Source organism: Microbacterium sp. A8/3-1, from assembly GCF_040267695.1.
GTDB lineage: Bacteria > Actinomycetota > Actinomycetes > Actinomycetales > Microbacteriaceae > Microbacterium > Microbacterium luteolum.
Window position 1 is genome coordinate 2,683,094 of record NZ_CP158357.1, and the last position, 16,596, is coordinate 2,699,689.

The 16,596-nt window shown below is 69.7% G+C and carries 20 protein-coding genes; 7 read left to right on the top strand and 13 right to left on the bottom strand.

Features of this window, described 5'->3' with window-relative positions:
- Positions 1–83: 83 nt before the first annotated feature.
- Genes ABS642_RS13100 through ABS642_RS13110 form a run of 3 tightly spaced genes read right to left on the bottom strand, consistent with a single transcriptional unit; the run spans position 84 to position 2,189 of the window.
- The gene (locus ABS642_RS13100) at positions 84–1,322 is read right to left on the bottom strand and encodes an MFS transporter (RefSeq protein WP_350350414.1); all 1,239 of its coding nucleotides are present in this window, start codon (positions 1,320–1,322) and stop codon (positions 84–86) included.
- 55 nt (positions 1,323–1,377) lie between these two features.
- Positions 1,378–1,695, bottom strand: coding sequence for a metalloregulator ArsR/SmtB family transcription factor (locus ABS642_RS13105; RefSeq protein ID WP_282215018.1), 318 nt, complete (start codon positions 1,693–1,695; stop codon positions 1,378–1,380).
- Positions 1,692–2,189 carry an SRPBCC family protein gene (locus tag ABS642_RS13110; protein WP_350350415.1) on the bottom strand — a complete coding sequence of 166 codons (498 nt, stop codon included), beginning with the start codon at positions 2,187–2,189 and terminating at the stop codon, positions 1,692–1,694. The genes ABS642_RS13105 and ABS642_RS13110 overlap by 4 nt, the downstream gene beginning before the upstream one ends.
- Before the next feature lie 174 nt (positions 2,190–2,363).
- Here ABS642_RS13110 and ABS642_RS13115 point away from each other — a divergent pair, with 174 nt between their 5' ends.
- Positions 2,364–3,923, top strand: a complete 1,560-nt coding sequence (locus tag ABS642_RS13115; protein WP_350350416.1) for an SDR family oxidoreductase — start codon at positions 2,364–2,366, stop codon at positions 3,921–3,923.
- Here the strand turns inward: ABS642_RS13115 and ABS642_RS13120 are convergent.
- The 7 genes from ABS642_RS13120 to map all read right to left on the bottom strand — a co-directional run bounded on the left by ABS642_RS13120 (position 3,886) and on the right by map (position 10,790).
- Positions 3,886–4,251 carry a HepT-like ribonuclease domain-containing protein gene (locus ABS642_RS13120; RefSeq protein WP_350350417.1) on the bottom strand — a complete coding sequence of 122 codons (366 nt, stop codon included), beginning with the start codon at positions 4,249–4,251 and terminating at the stop codon, positions 3,886–3,888. The genes ABS642_RS13115 and ABS642_RS13120 overlap by 38 nt on opposite strands.
- Positions 4,248–4,703 (bottom strand): nucleotidyltransferase domain-containing protein, encoded by a 456-nt coding sequence (locus ABS642_RS13125; RefSeq protein WP_350350418.1) that lies wholly within the window; start codon positions 4,701–4,703, stop codon positions 4,248–4,250. Before ABS642_RS13125 ends, ABS642_RS13120 begins: the two co-directional genes overlap by 4 nt.
- Before the next feature lie 186 nt (positions 4,704–4,889).
- Positions 4,890–6,875, bottom strand: coding sequence for a BCCT family transporter (locus tag ABS642_RS13130; protein ID WP_350350419.1), 1,986 nt, complete (start codon positions 6,873–6,875; stop codon positions 4,890–4,892).
- A gap of 74 nt (positions 6,876–6,949) precedes the next feature.
- On the bottom strand, positions 6,950–8,731 hold the full coding sequence (locus ABS642_RS13135; protein WP_350350420.1) for an AarF/UbiB family protein: 1,782 nt from the start codon (positions 8,729–8,731) through the stop codon (positions 6,950–6,952).
- A 27-nt stretch (positions 8,732–8,758) separates the two neighbouring features.
- Positions 8,759–9,379 carry a PadR family transcriptional regulator gene (locus ABS642_RS13140; protein ID WP_350350421.1) on the bottom strand — a complete coding sequence of 207 codons (621 nt, stop codon included), beginning with the start codon at positions 9,377–9,379 and terminating at the stop codon, positions 8,759–8,761.
- Positions 9,380–9,459: 80 nt separating this feature from the next.
- Positions 9,460–9,948 (bottom strand): hypothetical protein, encoded by a 489-nt coding sequence (locus ABS642_RS13145; protein WP_350350422.1) that lies wholly within the window; start codon positions 9,946–9,948, stop codon positions 9,460–9,462.
- A gap of 68 nt (positions 9,949–10,016) precedes the next feature.
- Positions 10,017–10,790 carry a type I methionyl aminopeptidase gene (map, locus tag ABS642_RS13150; protein WP_350350423.1) on the bottom strand — a complete coding sequence of 258 codons (774 nt, stop codon included), beginning with the start codon at positions 10,788–10,790 and terminating at the stop codon, positions 10,017–10,019.
- 65 nt (positions 10,791–10,855) lie between these two features.
- On the opposite strand from map, the gene ABS642_RS13155 reads away from it, so the two are divergent.
- The 3 genes from ABS642_RS13155 (at position 10,856) to ABS642_RS13165 (ending at position 11,899) form a co-directional block, all read left to right on the top strand.
- Entirely contained in the window at positions 10,856–11,137 is a 282-nt protein-coding gene (locus ABS642_RS13155) for a helix-turn-helix transcriptional regulator (protein ID WP_350353437.1), read from the top strand.
- Between the two features lie 139 nt (positions 11,138–11,276).
- Entirely contained in the window at positions 11,277–11,510 is a 234-nt protein-coding gene (locus tag ABS642_RS13160) for a hypothetical protein (protein WP_350350424.1), read from the top strand.
- On the top strand, positions 11,507–11,899 hold the full coding sequence (locus ABS642_RS13165) for a type II toxin-antitoxin system VapC family toxin (protein ID WP_350350425.1): 393 nt from the start codon (positions 11,507–11,509) through the stop codon (positions 11,897–11,899). Before ABS642_RS13160 ends, ABS642_RS13165 begins: the two co-directional genes overlap by 4 nt.
- A gap of 27 nt (positions 11,900–11,926) precedes the next feature.
- Here the strand turns inward: ABS642_RS13165 and ABS642_RS13170 are convergent, their stop codons facing one another.
- A complete protein-coding gene (locus tag ABS642_RS13170) occupies positions 11,927–12,232 on the bottom strand; it encodes a transcriptional regulator (RefSeq protein ID WP_282215030.1) in 306 nt (101 codons plus the stop codon).
- A gap of 80 nt (positions 12,233–12,312) precedes the next feature.
- Between ABS642_RS13170 and ABS642_RS13175 the strand changes: the two genes are divergently transcribed.
- Complete coding sequence (locus ABS642_RS13175) at positions 12,313–13,545, top strand: MFS transporter (protein WP_350350426.1); 1,233 nt, start codon at positions 12,313–12,315, stop codon at positions 13,543–13,545.
- A gap of 29 nt (positions 13,546–13,574) precedes the next feature.
- Here the strand turns inward: ABS642_RS13175 and ABS642_RS13180 are convergent, their stop codons facing one another.
- Both ABS642_RS13180 and ABS642_RS13185 read right to left on the bottom strand, forming a co-directional pair.
- Complete coding sequence (locus tag ABS642_RS13180) at positions 13,575–14,996, bottom strand: MFS transporter (protein ID WP_350350427.1); 1,422 nt, start codon at positions 14,994–14,996, stop codon at positions 13,575–13,577.
- A 79-nt stretch (positions 14,997–15,075) separates the two neighbouring features.
- On the bottom strand, positions 15,076–15,642 hold the full coding sequence (locus ABS642_RS13185) for a TetR/AcrR family transcriptional regulator (protein WP_350350428.1): 567 nt from the start codon (positions 15,640–15,642) through the stop codon (positions 15,076–15,078).
- A gap of 133 nt (positions 15,643–15,775) precedes the next feature.
- On the opposite strand from ABS642_RS13185, the gene ABS642_RS13190 reads away from it, so the two are divergent.
- Both ABS642_RS13190 and ABS642_RS13195 read left to right on the top strand, forming a co-directional pair.
- Positions 15,776–16,264 carry a DUF2975 domain-containing protein gene (locus ABS642_RS13190; RefSeq protein ID WP_350350429.1) on the top strand — a complete coding sequence of 163 codons (489 nt, stop codon included), beginning with the start codon at positions 15,776–15,778 and terminating at the stop codon, positions 16,262–16,264.
- The gene (locus ABS642_RS13195) at positions 16,264–16,479 is read left to right on the top strand and encodes a helix-turn-helix transcriptional regulator (RefSeq protein WP_350350430.1); all 216 of its coding nucleotides are present in this window, start codon (positions 16,264–16,266) and stop codon (positions 16,477–16,479) included. The genes ABS642_RS13190 and ABS642_RS13195 overlap by 1 nt, the downstream gene beginning before the upstream one ends.
- Positions 16,480–16,596: the final 117 nt, after the last annotated feature.

Sequence of the window (16,596 nt, forward strand, 5' to 3'; positions counted from 1 at the left end):
CCACTGAATACGTATACGTAACGATTGCCCGTCCACCCTTGCGCAAGGCGGCGGCGCGGCGGGCGGAGAAGGCCCGCCCGCGCTCAGTCGGAGCGTGGGCGCCGCTTCTCGAGCGCACCGCAGAGCAGGATGGCCACGAGCCCGGCCACGGGGGCGATGAGGAGACCCGCGCGCAGGCTCTCGTTGTCGGCGATGAAGCCGACGAACGGCGGCGACAGCAGGAATCCGACGCGCAGGAGCCACGACAGCACGGTGAGTCCGACTCCCTGTGGCAGCCCCGGCAGCTCGTCGGCGGCGTGCATGGCCGCGGGGATCAGCGTCGCGATGCCGAAGCCGAGGGCGGCGAATCCGAGGATCGTCCCCGGCACGCTGGGGAAGGCGAGCGCGAGCCCCATGCCCACCGCGGCGATCAGCCCACCGGCACCGGCGACGAGGCGCTGGCCGAACCGGTCGGTCAACCCGTCCCCGAGGATGCGGCCGATGAACTGGGCGAGCATGAGCGCGATGAAGCCGAGCGGAGCGATCGCGGCGGCCGCGCCGAGCGAGTCCGCGAGGTACAGCGTCGCCCAGGAGTTGCCGGCATCCTCGCCCACCGCCCCGGCCATCGCGATGAGGGTGAGGGCCGCGAGCACGAGGATGGTGCGCGGCCCCGGTCCGCGCCGCGCGGCCTGGCGGACCTCGGCGCCTTCCGCGACGACATCCTCCCCGGCCTCGTCGTCGCGCCCCGGTAGGCAGAAGCGCAGCGCACCGATGGCGACGGCGGCGAACACCGTGGTGGAGATCGCGAGATGGATGCCGACGGGCAGCCCGGTCGCGATCGCGACCGCGGCCATCGCACCGCCGAGCACGGCGCCGATCGACCAGATCGCGTGGAAGGAGTTGATGATCGAGCGGCCGTATCGGCGCTGCACGCGCAGGCCGTGGGCGTTCTGCGCGACGTCGGTGATCGCATCGCAGGCGCCGGTCAGGAAGAGGGCTCCCGCGAACAGGAGGGCCGCCGGCGAGAGCCCGGCGAGCAGGTAGCCGACGCTCGTCAGCGCGGTGCCGAACACGGCGAGGCGCGCGGAGCCGAAGCGACGGATCAGCACGGCGGCGGCGAGGCCCGCGACGATCGCCCCGGCCGGGAGCGCAGCGATCGACAGTCCGTAGGCGGTGTTGTCGAGTCCGAGCGCCGCCTTGATCTCGGGGTAGCGCGGCAGGATGTTGGCGAACAGGGCACCGTTCGTCAGGAACAGGGCGGAGACGGCGATGCGCGCGCGGCGGGCCGCGGCATCCGGGCCGGGTCGCGCGGCCGTGACCGTCTCGTCGCTCGGGTCGTCCATCGCGCCCATCTTTCCATGAGCGCCCCGCTCGCCCCGAGCTCGGAGACGTCGGCGGTCAGAGACCTTCGGCGATCTCCTTGATCGCGGCGAGGCGACGGTCCCACTCGCGCCCGATCGCGTCGAGCTTCGCCGCGGTGGCGGCGAGCTCGGTGCCGATCACGCGGTACCGCAGCTCGCGACCGACCGGAACGGGCTCGACCAGCCCGACCTCTTGGAGCACCGCGAGGTGCTTGGCGATGGCCTGACGGCTGACCGGCAGGCGCCCGGCGAGAGCGGATGCCGAGGCATCGCCCTCGCCGAGAGCCGTCAGGATGCTCCACCGCGTCTCGTCGGCGAGCGCCGAGAACATCGGGATCAGCGTTCCGGTGGTCATGCGTCGCTCTCGACTGCTTCGGATTCCACCAGCGCGACCATCTTGTCGAGCTCCAGATCCCAGCCGGTGCGGTGGCTCTCGAGGTTCTCCAGAGGTGCGGAGGTGCGCTCGAAGCCGCTCTCGACCACGGTGAGCTGCGTGCCGCCGTCGATCTCGTCGAGCGTGAAGGTGAAGACGGTCGAGGTGCCCTCGTCGACCGCATCCGGGAGATCGCCGAGCGCGTCGTCGTTGTTCCAGCGGTAGCTGATGAGGTGCGGCTCGTCGCGGGCCTCGATCCGCAGGGGGATGACGTCGTAGTCGGGGAACGTCATCGTGCCGGTCGCCCCGACGCCCGTGCCGTCGAGCACGGTGCGCCCGAACCAGCGCGAGATGTGCTCCGGCTCGGCGACCGCGCGCCAGACCTTGTCGATGGATGCCGCGATGCGGATCGTGCGCCGGACCGAGAAGGTGTCCTCGTCGACCACGGAACCGGTGTTCTCCGTCATGTTCACCATGATGCGTCCTTTCTTCGCGGAGCGGCCGGATCGCCACTCACCTGCAATTACAGAGTTGCACATCATCTCCGATTCTGCAACCCCTGAGTTGCATTGACTGCAGCTCCCATACATGCCCGCCCTCCCGTGCGCCACCCGCTTCACCGCGTCATCCCTCCGGCATACGCTCGACCCATGACCGAGCTCACCCAGCCCACCGGACGCGAAGAAGCGCTGCGCGCCGTCCCCCGCGAAGACGGCACGGCGCCCCGGGCCCTGGTGCTCGGGGCGACCGGCTACATCGGCGGTCGCCTCACCCCGCGCCTGCTCAACGCCGGCTACCGGGTGCGCGTCCTGGCTCGCGACGCCGTGCGCGCGGCATCCTTCCTCTGGGGTCCCGACTGCGAGATCGTCGAGGGATCGGCCGACGACGCGGATGCCGTGGCCGAGGCCATGACCGACGTCGACGTCGTCTACTACCTGATCCACTCGATGACCGCGGGCAAGGGCTTCGAGGAGAGCGACCATCGCGCCGCGACGACGGTGGCGGAGGCCGCGGCCTCTGCCGGCGTGCACCGACTCGTGTACCTCGGCGGCCTGCACCCCGACGATGTGAAGCTGTCGCCGCATCTGCGATCTCGTGTGGAGGTCGGCGAGACGTTCCTGCACTCCGGGGTGCCGACTCTCGTTCTCCAGGCCGGCGTCGTCATCGGCTCGGGCTCGGCGTCGTTCGAGATGATCCGGCACCTGACCGATGTGCTGCCCTACATGCCCGCACCGAAGTGGGTGCGCAACCGCATCCAGCCGATCGCCGTGCGCGACGTGCTGCACTATCTGCTCGGGGCGGCCCGGGTCGACGAGAGCGTGAACCGTGCGGTCGACATCGGCGGACCCGACGTGCTGCGGTACGGGCAGATGATGAACGGCTACGCGGTCGAGGCCGGTCTCCCGCAGCGGGCGATCGCCTCGCTGCCGGTGCTGACGCCCTGGCTCGCGTCGCACTGGGTCAACCTCGTGACGCCCGTGCCGCGATCGATCGCGCGACCGCTCGTCGCCTCGCTGCAGAACGAGTGCGTCGTCAAGGATCGCTCGGTCGACGAGCTCATCCCGCCGCCCGCCGACGGGCTCACACCGTATCGCCGGGCGGTCGCCCTCGCGCTCGGACGACTCGGCTCCGACACGATCGAGACCAGCTGGCAGGATGCCGAGGTGTCGGGCGCTCCGAGCGATCCGCTGCCGAGCGACCCCGACTGGGCGGGACGGACGGTCTTCACCGATGCGCGGTCGCTCGAGACGAAGGCATCCGTCGACGACCTGTGGCGCGTCATCATCGGGATCGGCGGCGAGAACGGCTGGTACTCGTCACCGTTCCTCTGGGCGGTGCGCGGCGTGATGGATCGGCTGGTCGGCGGCGTGGGTCTGCGCCGCGGTCGACGCAGCCGCACGGCGGCGCGCATCGGCGACGCGATCGACTTCTGGCGCGTCGAGGCGGTGTCGCAGCCGCATTCAGGGGAAGAGGATGCCGGGCTGCTGCGCCTGCGCGCCGAGATGAAGGTGCCGGGCGAGGCGTGGCTCGAGCTGCGGGCGATCGCCGACGGCGGGGGCGCCCGCTACGAGCAGCGCGCGGTGTTCTTCCCGCGCGGCCTGGGCGGACGGTTGTACTGGTTGGCCGTGCTGCCCTTCCACGGCTTCATCTTCGCGGGCATGGCGGCACGCATCACGGCCGCGGCCGAGGGGCTCCCGCCCCAGACGTGATCGCCGCCTGCACGCGAGCCTCGAGTGCGGGAAAGGCCGTGGTCACCGTGCGCCAGAGCAGATCCCTGTCGATGCGGTCGTAGTGATGGACGACGAAGTCGCGGTTGCGCGCTGCCTGACGCCAGACGGGATCGGAGAAGCGCGCCTCATCGGCGTGCACGAGCCGCTTCGAGAGATCACCGATGCGATTCGAGAGCGCTTCGAATGCCAGCGGCAGCGCAGGGTCGACGTCGAAGGCCTCTCGACCGCGCTCAGCGAGGTTCGCCGCTCGAGCGAGGGCGTCTCGAAGATCGGCGAGCCATCGATCCACACGATCGGCGGAATTCACAACCGCACGGCTTCACGCAGGATCGTCGCATCATGCTCAGGATTCAGCGCCGCCGCGCTCACGACGGACACCGGAACTCCGAGCAGAGCCTCCATGTCGATCTCGAACTGGGCGACATCGAACAGTGTCGCGTCGGTTTGCGGCGTGACCAGCAGATCCACGTCGCTGAGCTCGGTCTGGTCTCCGCGGGCGATGGATCCGTAGACCTGCACGTCGCCCAGATGGGAGAGCGCGGCCAGGCGCTCGATGAGCGCGCGCTGTGCGCGCAGCCGATCCAGACCGATCTTCGCCGGACCCGCCTCCGTCAACGCGAGAAAGCGGTCGTACGGGAGGAGCACTGCTTGCGGCCGCCGGTGAGATCCGATGATCACCGGCTCATCGGATCCGTCGCGAAACGATCCGATGATGCGCGAGAGGCCCGCCCGCGCATCCGAGACCGAGGTCACCTGCATCACGACTCCTTCACATTCTGTACAGAAGATTGTACAGAATGAGCATCCGAATGCGGAGGATGCGGCGTTGCGACGGCGGGCGAGCGCGCGGAATCAGGCGGACGCGCGAATCAGGCCGTTGCGGCGAGAAACTGCCTGAATCCGCGTGATCGCCTGATGCGGCGCGACCCTCCCGCGGGCCGAACCTCAGTCGAGCGGACGCTCACCCGACCGCGGACGCTCTCCCGGCGCCTCGCCCGCGGCGCCCGCGGACTCCGCCGTCTCCTCGGCGAGCCCGTCGAGGGATGCGCCGGGGTCGGCATCCGTCTCGACGGGGATGATGTCGATCGCCTCGGTAGCGGCCTCGTAGACCTCGGCGAGGGTGTCGTCGACCGAGTCCTCGTCGATCCAGGCGAGGTCGTCCTCGGAGTGGTCGTACTCGACCGGCACGAGGGCGAAGTCGTCGCCGTACTCCTCGAGTCCGGCCATGACGCTGTGCCGCACGGCCATCCGGGCGTAGCGGTCGCGGAGGATCAGCGGATCGCGCCGCAGATCCTTCATGAACGCGACCATCATGAACGCCATGATCACCGCGAAGGGCAGCGCGGCGATGATCGTCACGTTCTGCAGCGAGCGGAGTCCGCTCCCCTCTTCGCCCGAGATGAGCAGCACCGCGGCGATCACACCGACCAGCACGCCCCAGATGACCGTCACCCAGCGCGCGGGCTCAGGTCGACCCTGCTGCGACAGCGTGCCCATCACCAGCGAGGCGGAGTCCGCGCCGGTGATGAAGAAGATCGAGATCAGCAAGATGAGCAGGATGCTGGTGACCAGCGGGAACGGGAGGTTCCCGAGCACGCCGAAGAGCACCTCCTCCGGCGGGTCGACGTTCAGTCCGGCACCGTCCATCTGCTGCTGGATGGCCGTCGTGCCGAAGATCGAGAACCACACCAGCGAGATGGCCGAGGGCACGACGATGACGACCGAAACGAACTGGCGGAGGGAGCGTCCGCGCGAGATCTTCGCGATGAACATGCCGACGAACGGCGACCACGAGATCCACCACGCCCAGTAGAAGATCGTCCAGGTCGACAGGAACGCCTGGGCCTCGTCACCCTGCGAGGCCGAGCGGGCGATCATCGTCGGCAGATCGCCGAGGAACTGCACCGCGACGGACGGGATCACGTTGAGGATGAGCAGCGTCGGACCGACGAAGAACACGAAGAACGCCAGGATGAGCGCGGCGACCGCGTTGATGTTCGACAGCGCGCGGATGCCCTTGGAGACGCCCGAGACCGCCGACGCGATGAAGCAGGCGGTCAGCACGGCGATCGCCGCGATCAGGATGCCGTTGCCCAGCTCGCCGATCCCGGTGACGATCTCGACGCCGTGCCCGATCTGCAGGGCGCCGAGCCCGAGGGATGCCGCGGTGCCGAACAGCGTGACGATGATGGAGAAGACGTCGATCGTGCGGCCGAGGGGTCCCGTGGTGCGGTGCTCGCCGAGGAGCGGCGCGAAGATCGAGGAGATGAGGGGCGTGCGGCCGCGGCGGAAGGCGCCGTAGGCGATGGCCCCTCCGACGAGCGCGTAGAAGGCCCAGGCCTGCGGACCCCAGTGGTAGAGCACCTGCGCCTGCGCGGTGTGCATCGCCTCGAGGGTGTTCGCCTCGACGGTTCCGGGCGGCGGGTTCTCGAAGAAGGTGAGGGGCTCGGCCGCGCCCCAGAACACGAGTCCGATGCCCATGCCGGCCGCGAACAGCATCGAGATCCAGGAGAACATCGAGAACTCGGGCTCTTCGTCGTCGCGGCCGAGCGGGATGCGTCCGTAGCGGCTGAAGCCGATGAAGAGCATGAACACCAGGATGACCGTGGCGATGGTCGTGAAGAAGAAGCCGGTGTACTCGACGACGGCGTCGAGGACGGTCCGGGTGGTTCCGGCGAGGTTGTCGCCCGCGAACACACCCCAGGCGATGAAGGCGACGGTCAGAGCGACCGCGATGCCGAAGACGAGCGGATCGGTGCGGTACGAGCGGCCGGTCTCCTCGACCGAGACGCCGGGCACGAGCGCCGGATGCACGCTGCGCGGCGGAACCGCGGCGATGTCGCGGACGATCTTCTTCGCGGTCGGGACGATGCCCGTTCCCGGCGGTGGTCCTTCGGAGCGTGCGGCGGGCTTCTCGTCAGGGGTCTCCATGGAAGACCATTCTCCCATGCCCCTTCGACAGGCTCAGGGACCCAGCACTGGGGCGCTGAGTCTGGGGAAGCGCGTCAGCGCGGCCCGCGCCGCCCGACTCCCGCGAAGACCGCGTGCAGCAGAGGCAGCGCCGAGACGCAGATCAGCGTGATGCCGAGCGGAGGCAGCGGCGTGACGAGCAGGGCTCCGCCCACGAGCATCGCGGCGAAGAGCACTCCTGACGCGATGCGACGGGCGATGCCCTCGAGCCGGTCGAGGCGGCGTTCGAGGCGCGAGGTGTCGAACGACACGTTGCCGTCGTCGATGCGCGTGATGATGTTGTCGATGCGCTTCGGCAGGCGCATCGTGAGGGCCGCGGTCTCCATGGCCTGCTTCGCCACGTCCTGGATGAGGTTGCCCGACTCGTCGCGCAGCAGCCGCGCGGCATACGGCTCGGCGGCATCCCACACGTTGAACGCGGGGTTGAGGCCGCTGCACATGCCCGACGTCAGCGAGACGGCGCGGATGAGGAGCAGCATGTTCTCCGGCAGCTGGAGCGGGAGCGAGCGCACCATGTCGCCGAACTCGTCGGCGAAGTCCTTGAAATCTCGGGGATCTACGGTGCTGAGCTCCGCGAACCCCATCCCCCCGAATCGCGCGAACAGGGCGGAGAGCGCGCGCTCGAGCTCGTTGGTGTCGGCCGACGGCAGCAGCACGCCGATCTCCTTCGCGGCCGCGACGAGTCCCCGGCTGTCGCGCCCGGCGACGGCGATGAGGAGCGTGCGCAGGCCGTTGCGGAGGTTGTCCGGCACCTCGGCCATCATCCCGAAGTCGATGAATGTGAGCCGGAAGTTCCGCTCCCCGGCCGCTGCACGCTCACCCTGGGCCTCCGGCGCCGCGCGCTGGACCCCTGAATCCGCACCCTGGGCCCCTGAGCCTGTCGAAGGGCCCGCCTCGGAGACCGGTGTCACGAAGATGTTCCCCGGATGCGGGTCGGCGTGCACGAAGCTGTGCGTGAACACCTGGTCGAACATCACCTCGGCGAACACGTCGGCGACCTGGGAGGGGTCGATGCCGGCGGCGCGCAGCGCGTCGATGTCGTTGATCTTGATCGCCGTGACATCCGACAGCGTGAGCACACGCCGGGTCGACCGCTCCCAGACGATCTCGGGGGTGTCGACGCGCGGATCGTCGGCGAAGTTCTCGCGGAACCGCTCGGCGCTCGCGGCCTCGTGCAGGTAGTCGATCTCCTCGAGGCTCGTCTGCGCGAACTCCTCGACGAGGGCGGGCGCGTCGACCCGATCCGAGACGAGCCGCACGCGCATGGCCCAGCGCGCCACGCGGCGGAGGGCAGCGAGGTCGACCGCGACGATCTCGTCGATGCCGGGACGCTGCACCTTCACGACCACCGTGTCGAGTCCCGTGTCGGCGGCGTCCTGTTCGGAGAGCCGGGCGCGATGCGCCTGACCGAGGGATGCCGCGGCCACCGGAGTCTCGTCGAACCACGCGTAGGCGCGGGTCAGCGGCATCCCGAGCTCGGCTTCGGCGACCACACGGAGGTCGGCGAACGGCACAGCCGGGACCTCGTCCTGCAGCCCCTCGAGCTCGGCCGTGATCTCGGGCGGCAGCACGTCGAGGCGCGACGACATGAACTGCCCGACCTTGATCATGAGTCCGCCGAGTTCGACGGCGAGCACATGGAAACGCCGGGCGAACCTCTGCATCCGCGGTCCGCGCGTGCGCTCCGCGACCGACGTCATGCCGAGGCGCGGCAGCACGAGCTCGTACCACCAGACCTTGAGGAACTCGCGTGCCGCGAACGACAGGATGCGACGGTAGCGGGCGCGGTGCACGCCCTGGGCCGCGGCATCCGTCATCGGTGGGTCTCCTTCATCACCCCGGTATCAGTCCTGAGCGAGGATGGAGTAGAGCTTACGACGCGCGTCGTCGAGGACCTCGATCGCGGCCTGCACCTGCTCGGGCGAACCGCTGCGACCGACCGCGGCAGCGGCACCGGCGAGGTCGACGCCCGCCTTGGGGAGCGCGGTGAAGCGCGGGTCGTTGCGGTGGCCGTCCTTGTCGGAGGTCTCCCACGGAGCCTTCGTCTCGGACGACTCGTCGGCGACGGCGCGACCGGCCTCGGTGAGCGAGTACGTCTTGCGACCGTTCTGCTCCTCGGCCGAGATGAGGCCCTCGTCGGCGAGCAGCTGGAGGGTCGGGTAGACCGATCCGGCGCTGGGCTTCCACGATCCGCCGCTGCGCTCGGCGATCTCGTTGATGATCTGGTAGCCGTGCATCGGCTTCTCGGCGAGCAGAGAGAGCACCGCCGTGCGGACGTCGCCGCGGGCCATGCGCGAGCCGCCGGACGGACGCTGCTCGAAGGACTTGCGGAACTGGTCGAACGCGTCGAAGAGTGCGCCGGCCGGACCGTTGGCGCCGCCGAGGCCGCCGGTGCCGAAGATGCTGTTGAGCGGGTTGTCGGCGTTGCTGCTGCCGGCTGCGCCGAAGGGGAATGAGTTGTTCATGATGACCTCCAGGGTCTGCGGTGAACGATACTCAACGATATATCGTTAACCCTGAACGCCGGGTGGGAGTTTCATCGCGTTCACGACCCCTGGGCATCGTGGACGACACCCCAGGTCTTGTGCGCCGCGTCGAGCAGCACGGGCAGTTCGGCATCCGGCGCCGCGCGTCCGGCGGCGACGCACCGCCGATCGCCGCAGGCGTGCACGACGAACTCCTCGTCGACCGTCGGCAGGCGCAGCTGCAGCTGGTATCGGAGGCTCTCATCGCTGGTCTCGAACGCGGCGACGACCGGCAGCACGACGGCAGCGCCGGTCTCCTGAAGTGCGACCGTCGAGGCGACGCTCGTTCCTGCGTTGATCCAGAGCCCCGCGGCGAGCAGCACGATGACCGCGCATCCGAAGGCCATGAGCGCGAACTCCCACCACCACGGCGCCAACGAGCGGAAGCTCAGGGCGAAGCCGGCCACCCCGACCGCGGCGAGGATCACCGCCGTGATCCGTTGCCCCGCGCCGCCGCGGCGACTGGTCAGGTCGATCTGCGTCCACTCGGGAGGCGCGGTGCCGGGCATGCTGCCACTCTAGGCGGCGGCCGGCGGAGCCGGCAGATCCTCTCCTGACCGCAGGCGGATGCTGCGGCTCAGACTCGCGGAAGGGTGAGGATCTCGGCGCCCTCCGCGGTGACCGCGATCGTGTGCTCGGTGTGCGCGGTGCGGCATCCGGTCGCGCTGCGCAGGGTCCAGCCGTCGGCGTCGGTGACGAGCTCGTCGGTGTCGGCCATGACCCACGGCTCGAGCGCCAGCAGCAGCCCGGGGCGGAGGATGTAGCCGCGACCAGGACGCCCGTCGTTCGCGACATGCGGGTCCTGGTGCATGGTCGATCCGATGCCGTGCCCCCCGAACTCGAGGTTGACCGAGTAGCCGGCGCCGCGCAGCACCGTGCCGATCGCGCGCGACAGGTCGCCGATGCGGGCGCCGGGTCGCACGGCCGCGATACCGGCGGCGAGTGCGCGCTCGGTCGCGTCGATCAGCGCCAGATCCTCGGGCGCCTGGGTGTCGCCCACGATGAAGCTGATCGCCGCGTCGGCCGAGATGCCGCGGAGGGTGACGGCCAGGTCGAGGGTCAGCAGGTCGCCGTCGGCGAGGGCGTAGTCGTGCGGCATGCCGTGGAGGACCGCGTCGTTGACCGCGGTGCAGACGTAGTGGCCGAAGGGTCCGCGGCCGAACGAGGGCGCGTAGTCGACGTAGCAGGATTCGGCTCCGGCATCCTCGATCATCTGCTTCGTCCACCGGTCGAGGTCGAGCAGGTTCACGCCGACGACCGCACGCTTCTTCAGGCTCTGCAGGATGCCGCCGACGAGGGCGCCGGCGTCGCGCGCACGGACGAGCTCGTCGTCGTTCAGGATCTCGATCATGGTTCTCTCTCCGGTTCCGATAACTATCCCGGTAATACTATCCCGGGATTAGTATGGGCATCATGATGGTCCGGATGCCGCTCACCCCCGCCGAGGTCGAACGCGGCGAGCGCCTCGGCGCCCTACTGCGACAGGCACGCGGCGAGCGATCCATGCTCGCCGTCGCCCTGGACGCCGGCGTCTCGCCCGAGACCCTGCGCAAGATCGAGTCCGGCCGCGTGGCGACGCCCGCCTTCTCGACGATCGCGGCGATCAGCGGCGTGCTCGGCATCTCGCTCGACGCCGTCTGGGCCGAGATCGGGACGGATGCCGCGGGGCGGGCGAACGCGGGACGCATCGCGTCCTGACCATTTCTGCACAGTCAGGGTCCGCGAGAATCCGCCCACGGATCGCGTCTTCCCGGCGCGGACTGCGGTGGTGATTCCCCCAGGCTGGACGCATGAGAAACCCTTCCCTTCCCTCGGAGAACGCATGCATACTGTAAGCATGCCGAACGTGCTGATCCGCGACCTCGATCCCGGCGTCCACGCCGTGCTCACGGCGCGGGCCGAGGCGCACGGCCAGTCGCTGCAGCAGTATCTGACCGCTGAGCTCACACGCCTCGCCGGGCAGCCGACGCTCGGCGAGCTGTTCGCCGACCTCGCGAGCCGCCCACCAGAGGCCTCCCTTCCGGCGAGCGCGATCGTGTCGGCGATCCACGACGGCCGTCGCGCAGGATGATCGTCGTCGATGCCTCCGTCGTCGTCGATCTGCTGACCACGACGGGCGGACCGTCGCGGCTCCACGAACGGCTGGTCACCGAGCATCTGATCGCGCCCGAGATCCTCCCGATCGAGGTCGCATCGGCCCTGCGCGGCCTGAACCGCGGCGGTGTGGTCAGCGACGAGCGCCTCGACCGTGCGGCATCCGACCTGCGCCGGCTGCGGCTCGAGCTGTATCCGTCACTGCCGCTCGTGCCCCGCGTGCTCGACCTGCGCCAGAATCTCAGCGCCTATGACGCCGCCTACGTCGTCCTCGCCGAGGTCACGAGGTCGGCGCTGCTCACTCTCGACCAGCGCCTGGCTCGTGCAGCCGCAGCGCACTGCGCCGTGGAGATACCGGCGCGCTGAGCGACCGGGAGGGGGTGCGCTCCGCCCTCAACCCCGGAGCACGGATTCGAGCAGCCCGGGGAAGAGCGTGTCGAGGTCGTCGCGTCGGAGCGTCAGCATCCGTCGCCGTCCGTTGGGTTCGTTGCGGATGACGCCGGCTTCGCGCAGCACCTTCATGAAGTGCGACTTGGTCGACTTCGGCAGATTCGGGTCGGTGGCGTGGCAGGCGGCCATGTCGAGCGGGCCGTCGGCGAGCTGACGGGCGATGGCCAGGCGCTCGGGGTCACTGAGCGCGAAGAGCACGTCCGTGAGCTGGATCTCGGAGCGCTCCGGGTGGGGAAGATCGCCAGGCATGGTTCGAGAATAGTTGAACAATTGCGAGATGGCGAGTACGCTCCGATAGTTCGATGATTCTCGAACCCAGAGGAGCACGCATGACCACCACCGAGCCGATCGTCCGACCGCCGGCAGATGCCGCTGCCGTTCCGCAGGCCCAGGGCTCTCAGATCCCCCGCGCCCGGTTCGGGTTCGTGCTGGCGATCGTCGCGCAGGTGGCGATGATGATCGCGGCGAGCGCGCCTTCGCCGTTCTATCCGGTGCTCGCACAGGACATCGGCTTCGACGCGATCGTGATCGCCGCGGTCTTCGCCGTCTCCCTGCTGCTGACGCTCCTGACCGCCGGCTCCCTGTCCGACCACATCGGTCGCAGACCGGTCGTCATCGCGGGCCTGCTACTCCTGGCGGGCAGCATGTTCCTGTTCTGGCACGCGGATGCCGTGGCGACACTGTTCTTCGCCCGCATCCTGCAGGGCATCGCGAGCGGTCTGCTCATCTCGGCACTCTCGGCGACCGCCCTCGACTTCGCGCCGGGCGGGCGCGTGGACGTCGCGGCCCTGTGGAACGCGCTGAGCCCCGGCATCGGGCTGGCCCTCGGAGCACTCGCCTCCGGAATGGTGCTCGACCTGAGCGGTGACGCGCTGCTCGACGTGTTCGCTCCCCTGAGCACCGCGTACCTCGTGCTCGCCGTGCTGTTCTTCCTCGTGCCGGAGACCGCGCCACGCAAGCCCGGCGTGTGGGCTTCGCTCAGCTTCCGGCTGTCGATCCCGTCGGCGATCAGGGCTGACTTCTGGCGCGGTGCTCCGGCGGTGGTGGCGGGCTGGGCCACCGGCGGACTGTTCCTGTCGCTCGGCGCGAACATCGTGCACAACGAGCTCGGCGGCTCCGCGCACGTCTGGCAGGGACTCGCGGTCGCGATGCTCGCCGGCGTCGGCGCGATCACCGCATTCCTGATGCGTCATCGGCACCCACGCACGTCGGTCGTGTTCGGGACCACGGCCCTGGCCGTCGGCACCGCCCTGTCGCTCGCGGCACTGGGACTCGGATCGCTGCCCTTCTATCTCGCCGCGACCGCCGTGACCGGCATGGGCTTCGGCACGGCCTTCTCCGGGGTCGTCGCCTCGCTCGCCCCGCGCATCCCCGCGACCCAGCGTGCCGACACCTTCGCCGTCATCTACTTGCTGGCCTACCTCGCGTTCGGGGTGCCCGCGGTGATCGCCGGCTCGCTCGTCGGCGTCGTCGGCCTCGGCGCCGTGTGCGTCGGGTACGGGATCGTGGTGATCGCGCTCGCGCTCGTGGCCCTGGTATCACGGCTGCGCCGCGCGGACTGAAGCGAACCCTCCCGTACGACCCACGCCCCTCAGTCGCGCCGCCACACCGCCACGACCCCTGCACCGACCACGGCCAGCGCCGCCGCGCCGAGGAAGAGCCAGGCGAAGCCGCCGGTGAGAGCATCCGCCGTTGTGGCTCCGCCGGCCTCGAGCGCCGCCGTGCGCAGGCCCGCGATCGTTCCCAGGACAGCCAGACCGACGGCGCCGCCGATCTGCTGGCTCGTGTTGATGAGTCCACCGGCGAGTCCCGCCTCGCCGCCCTCGACGCCGCCGACCGCGAGCTGCGTCGTGGCGACGAACGCTCCGCCGAGGCCGATGCCGATCAGCAGCGTCGGGCCGAGCAGCTGCGCGACGAACGCGGCATCCGAGGGCGCCGCAGCGAGCCAGACCAGGCCGCCGGCGAGCACGAGCAGCGACCCGATGAGCACGGGGCGCACACCGAGCCGTCCGATCAGGCTCGGCACCGCTCCGGCCACGAGCACCAGGGCACCGGCGAGCGGAAGCTGCGAGAGCCCGGCGGCGAGCGCGTCGTATCCGAGCACCGCCTGCATGTAGACCGACAGCGCGAAGAACAGCGCGACCATCGCAGCGCCGCCCAGCACGATCACGACGTTGCCGAGCGCGAGGCTGCGGTTGCGGAACACCGACAGCGGCACGAGCGGCTCGGCAGTCCGACGCTCGATCACGAGGAAGGCGGCTCCCAGCACCAGCGCGCCCGCGAAGAGCACGAGAGGGAGCGGATGCAGGAACCCGAGCTGCTCGACGGCGCTGAAGCCGCCGACCAGGGCGACGAGCGCGGCCGTGACGGTGACGGCGCCGGCGACATCCAGACGTCCGGGGGTGCGCGCACCGTCGCGGGTGACGAGCAGCGGGATCGCGATCAGCACGATCGCGCCGACCGGGACGTTCACGAAGAACACGGACTGCCAGCCGAGGGTCGCGGTGAGCACGCCGCCGAGCAGCACACCGGCTGCGGATCCGATGCCCGCGACCCCGCCCCAGACGCCGAGCGCCGTGGTGCGCTCCTTCGCATCCGGGAAGAGGTGGGTGAGCAGCGCCAGCGCCGCCGGGGCGAGGAGCGCGGCCGAGGCACCCTGCAGCGCGCGAGCCGCCAGGAGCATCTCGGCCGAGAACGAGAGACCGGCCAGGGCGGATGCCGCGACGAATCCGGCCGTCCCGACGAGGAACACCCGGCGGTGACCGTAGCGGTCGGCCAGTCGTCCGCCGAGGAGCAGCAGCCCACCGAAGGCGAGGACGTACGCGGTGATGACCCAGGCGAGCGCGCCGGTGTCCATGCCGAGCTGCTGCCCGAGCACGGGGAGCGCGATGTTCACGATCGAGGCGTCGAGCACCACGAGGAACTGCGCGAGCGCGAGAACGCTGAGCGCGAGCCAGCGGCGCGAACTGCGCGACGCAGCATCCTGCGCGGTGGGAACGGTGAGAGTGGACATGATCTTCCTTTCGGGTGATGAGTGATTGCTCACTCACTCTTGTGGCCAGACGAGAGCACGGACGAGCCGGGCCGGTGATTCAGTCGGGGTGGCGGATGCCGCGGGTCAGCAGTTTCGCCCACTGCTCCGGGCGTCCGTCGAGCTGGGTGGTGACGATGAGGTGGCACAGCTGGCCGAAGGCGATGAAGCGCTGCACGTCTTCGTCGGAGCCGCCGGAGCGACTCTGCGCGAACGCGGTCACGCGACCCAGCCCGGTGCGAAGTGCCGCGCCGACCTCCGGGATCTCGGCGACGGACTGCGCGTGCACCTGCAGCATGAGCAGCTTCCGGTCCGAGATCAGGTGCGCGTACGCGTCACCCATGGCGTCGAGGATCGCCTCGGGCGTCTGTTCGGCAGCAGCATCCGCTCCCTCTTCGAGGGCGACGAGGATCGCTTCGAAGCAGGCCTCGAGCGCGGCGATGAACAGCGCCTCCTTGCCCGAGTAGAGCTTGAAGACGTAGGCCGGCGAGATCTTCGCCTCACGCGCGACGTCGGCCACGGTCGTGCCGTGATAGCCGCCGCGGGCGAACTCGGCGAGCGCCGCCGACGCCACGAGGGGACGACGGGCGTCGGCCGTGGAGAGGATCGAGCTACGCGTCGTGGACATATGAGTGACTGTACACTCACTCTTCTGCGCATGCAAGGGTCGAGCGCCGGACGTGAGAGGTCACCGCCGCACAACTTGCCGAACCTGTCGATAAACGATAGATTCCTACTGTTCTTCGATGAAAGGTGAAACCATGCGGAAAGCGACGATCGTCGTGCTGCAGGTCGTGATCGCGATCGCGCTGGTCGGGTCGGTGGCCGTTCAGGCCCTCATCGCCCCGCTGCTTTGGCTCGATCTCGGCGAAGGCGAGCTCTTGGGACGGATCTTCCTCGTAGGCGTCGTCGTGCTCGGCGTCGGCACGCTGCAGGTCTTCGGCATCTGCGTGTGGCTGCTGCTCAACAGGGTGCGGCGCGGATCGATCTTCTCGGAGTCGTCGTTCCTCTACGTCGACGTGATCATCGCGGCGATCCTCGTCGCCGCGATCCTGGCGCTGGCACTGGCGATCGCACTCGCCCCTGGCGATGCGGCGCCCGGAGTCGTGGGCCTGATCTGCGGTGCATCGCTCGTCCTCGGCGGCATGGCGCTGCTCGTCGTCGTGATGAAGGCCCTGCTGCGTCAGGCGATCGCCAGCGAGACCGAGGCGCAGTCACTGCGCTCCGAGCTCGACAACGAGGTGATCTGATGCCCGTCGTCGTCGACATCGACGTGATGATGGCCCGCCGCAAGATGAGCGTCGGCGAGCTGGCCGAGCGCATCGGCATCACCCCGACCAACCTCGCGGTGCTCAAGAACGGTCGCGCGAAGGCCGTGCGCTTCACGACCCTGGATGCTCTGTGCGAGGTGCTCGAGTGCCAGCCCGGCGACCTGCTGCGCTGGGAGGCCGAGAGCGCCGACTGACTCGGCCGGTCTCCATTCGGCCCAGTTGTCGGCAGGATTCACGGATGCAGGTTCAGAGACGTGTTCTGGACCTGCATCCGTGATTTCTGCCTGCACATGTACCGACAGACCGCAGAC

What these genes read in the sequence shown, in the direction of transcription:
- ABS642_RS13100 (WP_350350414.1), bottom strand. Translation starts at nt 1,322, where the DNA reads ATGGACGACCCGAGCGACGAGACGGTCACGGCCGCGCGACCCGGCCCG.
- ABS642_RS13105 (WP_282215018.1), bottom strand. Translation starts at nt 1,695, where the DNA reads ATGACCACCGGAACGCTGATCCCGATGTTCTCGGCGCTCGCCGACGAG.
- ABS642_RS13110 (WP_350350415.1), bottom strand. Translation starts at nt 2,189, where the DNA reads ATGGTGAACATGACGGAGAACACCGGTTCCGTGGTCGACGAGGACACC.
- ABS642_RS13115 (WP_350350416.1), top strand. Translation starts at nt 2,364, where the DNA reads ATGACCGAGCTCACCCAGCCCACCGGACGCGAAGAAGCGCTGCGCGCC.
- ABS642_RS13125 (WP_350350418.1), bottom strand. Translation starts at nt 4,703, where the DNA reads ATGCAGGTGACCTCGGTCTCGGATGCGCGGGCGGGCCTCTCGCGCATC.
- ABS642_RS13130 (WP_350350419.1), bottom strand. Translation starts at nt 6,875, where the DNA reads ATGGAGACCCCTGACGAGAAGCCCGCCGCACGCTCCGAAGGACCACCG.
- ABS642_RS13135 (WP_350350420.1), bottom strand. Translation starts at nt 8,731, where the DNA reads ATGACGGATGCCGCGGCCCAGGGCGTGCACCGCGCCCGCTACCGTCGC.
- ABS642_RS13140 (WP_350350421.1), bottom strand. Translation starts at nt 9,379, where the DNA reads ATGAACAACTCATTCCCCTTCGGCGCAGCCGGCAGCAGCAACGCCGAC.
- ABS642_RS13145 (WP_350350422.1), bottom strand. Translation starts at nt 9,948, where the DNA reads ATGCCCGGCACCGCGCCTCCCGAGTGGACGCAGATCGACCTGACCAGT.
- map (WP_350350423.1), bottom strand. Translation starts at nt 10,790, where the DNA reads ATGATCGAGATCCTGAACGACGACGAGCTCGTCCGTGCGCGCGACGCC.
- ABS642_RS13155 (WP_350353437.1), top strand. Translation starts at nt 10,856, where the DNA reads ATGGTCCGGATGCCGCTCACCCCCGCCGAGGTCGAACGCGGCGAGCGC.
- ABS642_RS13160 (WP_350350424.1), top strand. Translation starts at nt 11,277, where the DNA reads ATGCCGAACGTGCTGATCCGCGACCTCGATCCCGGCGTCCACGCCGTG.
- ABS642_RS13165 (WP_350350425.1), top strand. Translation starts at nt 11,507, where the DNA reads ATGATCGTCGTCGATGCCTCCGTCGTCGTCGATCTGCTGACCACGACG.
- ABS642_RS13170 (WP_282215030.1), bottom strand. Translation starts at nt 12,232, where the DNA reads ATGCCTGGCGATCTTCCCCACCCGGAGCGCTCCGAGATCCAGCTCACG.
- ABS642_RS13175 (WP_350350426.1), top strand. Translation starts at nt 12,313, where the DNA reads ATGACCACCACCGAGCCGATCGTCCGACCGCCGGCAGATGCCGCTGCC.
- ABS642_RS13180 (WP_350350427.1), bottom strand. Translation starts at nt 14,996, where the DNA reads ATGTCCACTCTCACCGTTCCCACCGCGCAGGATGCTGCGTCGCGCAGT.
- ABS642_RS13185 (WP_350350428.1), bottom strand. Translation starts at nt 15,642, where the DNA reads ATGTCCACGACGCGTAGCTCGATCCTCTCCACGGCCGACGCCCGTCGT.
- ABS642_RS13190 (WP_350350429.1), top strand. Translation starts at nt 15,776, where the DNA reads ATGCGGAAAGCGACGATCGTCGTGCTGCAGGTCGTGATCGCGATCGCG.
- ABS642_RS13195 (WP_350350430.1), top strand. Translation starts at nt 16,264, where the DNA reads ATGCCCGTCGTCGTCGACATCGACGTGATGATGGCCCGCCGCAAGATG.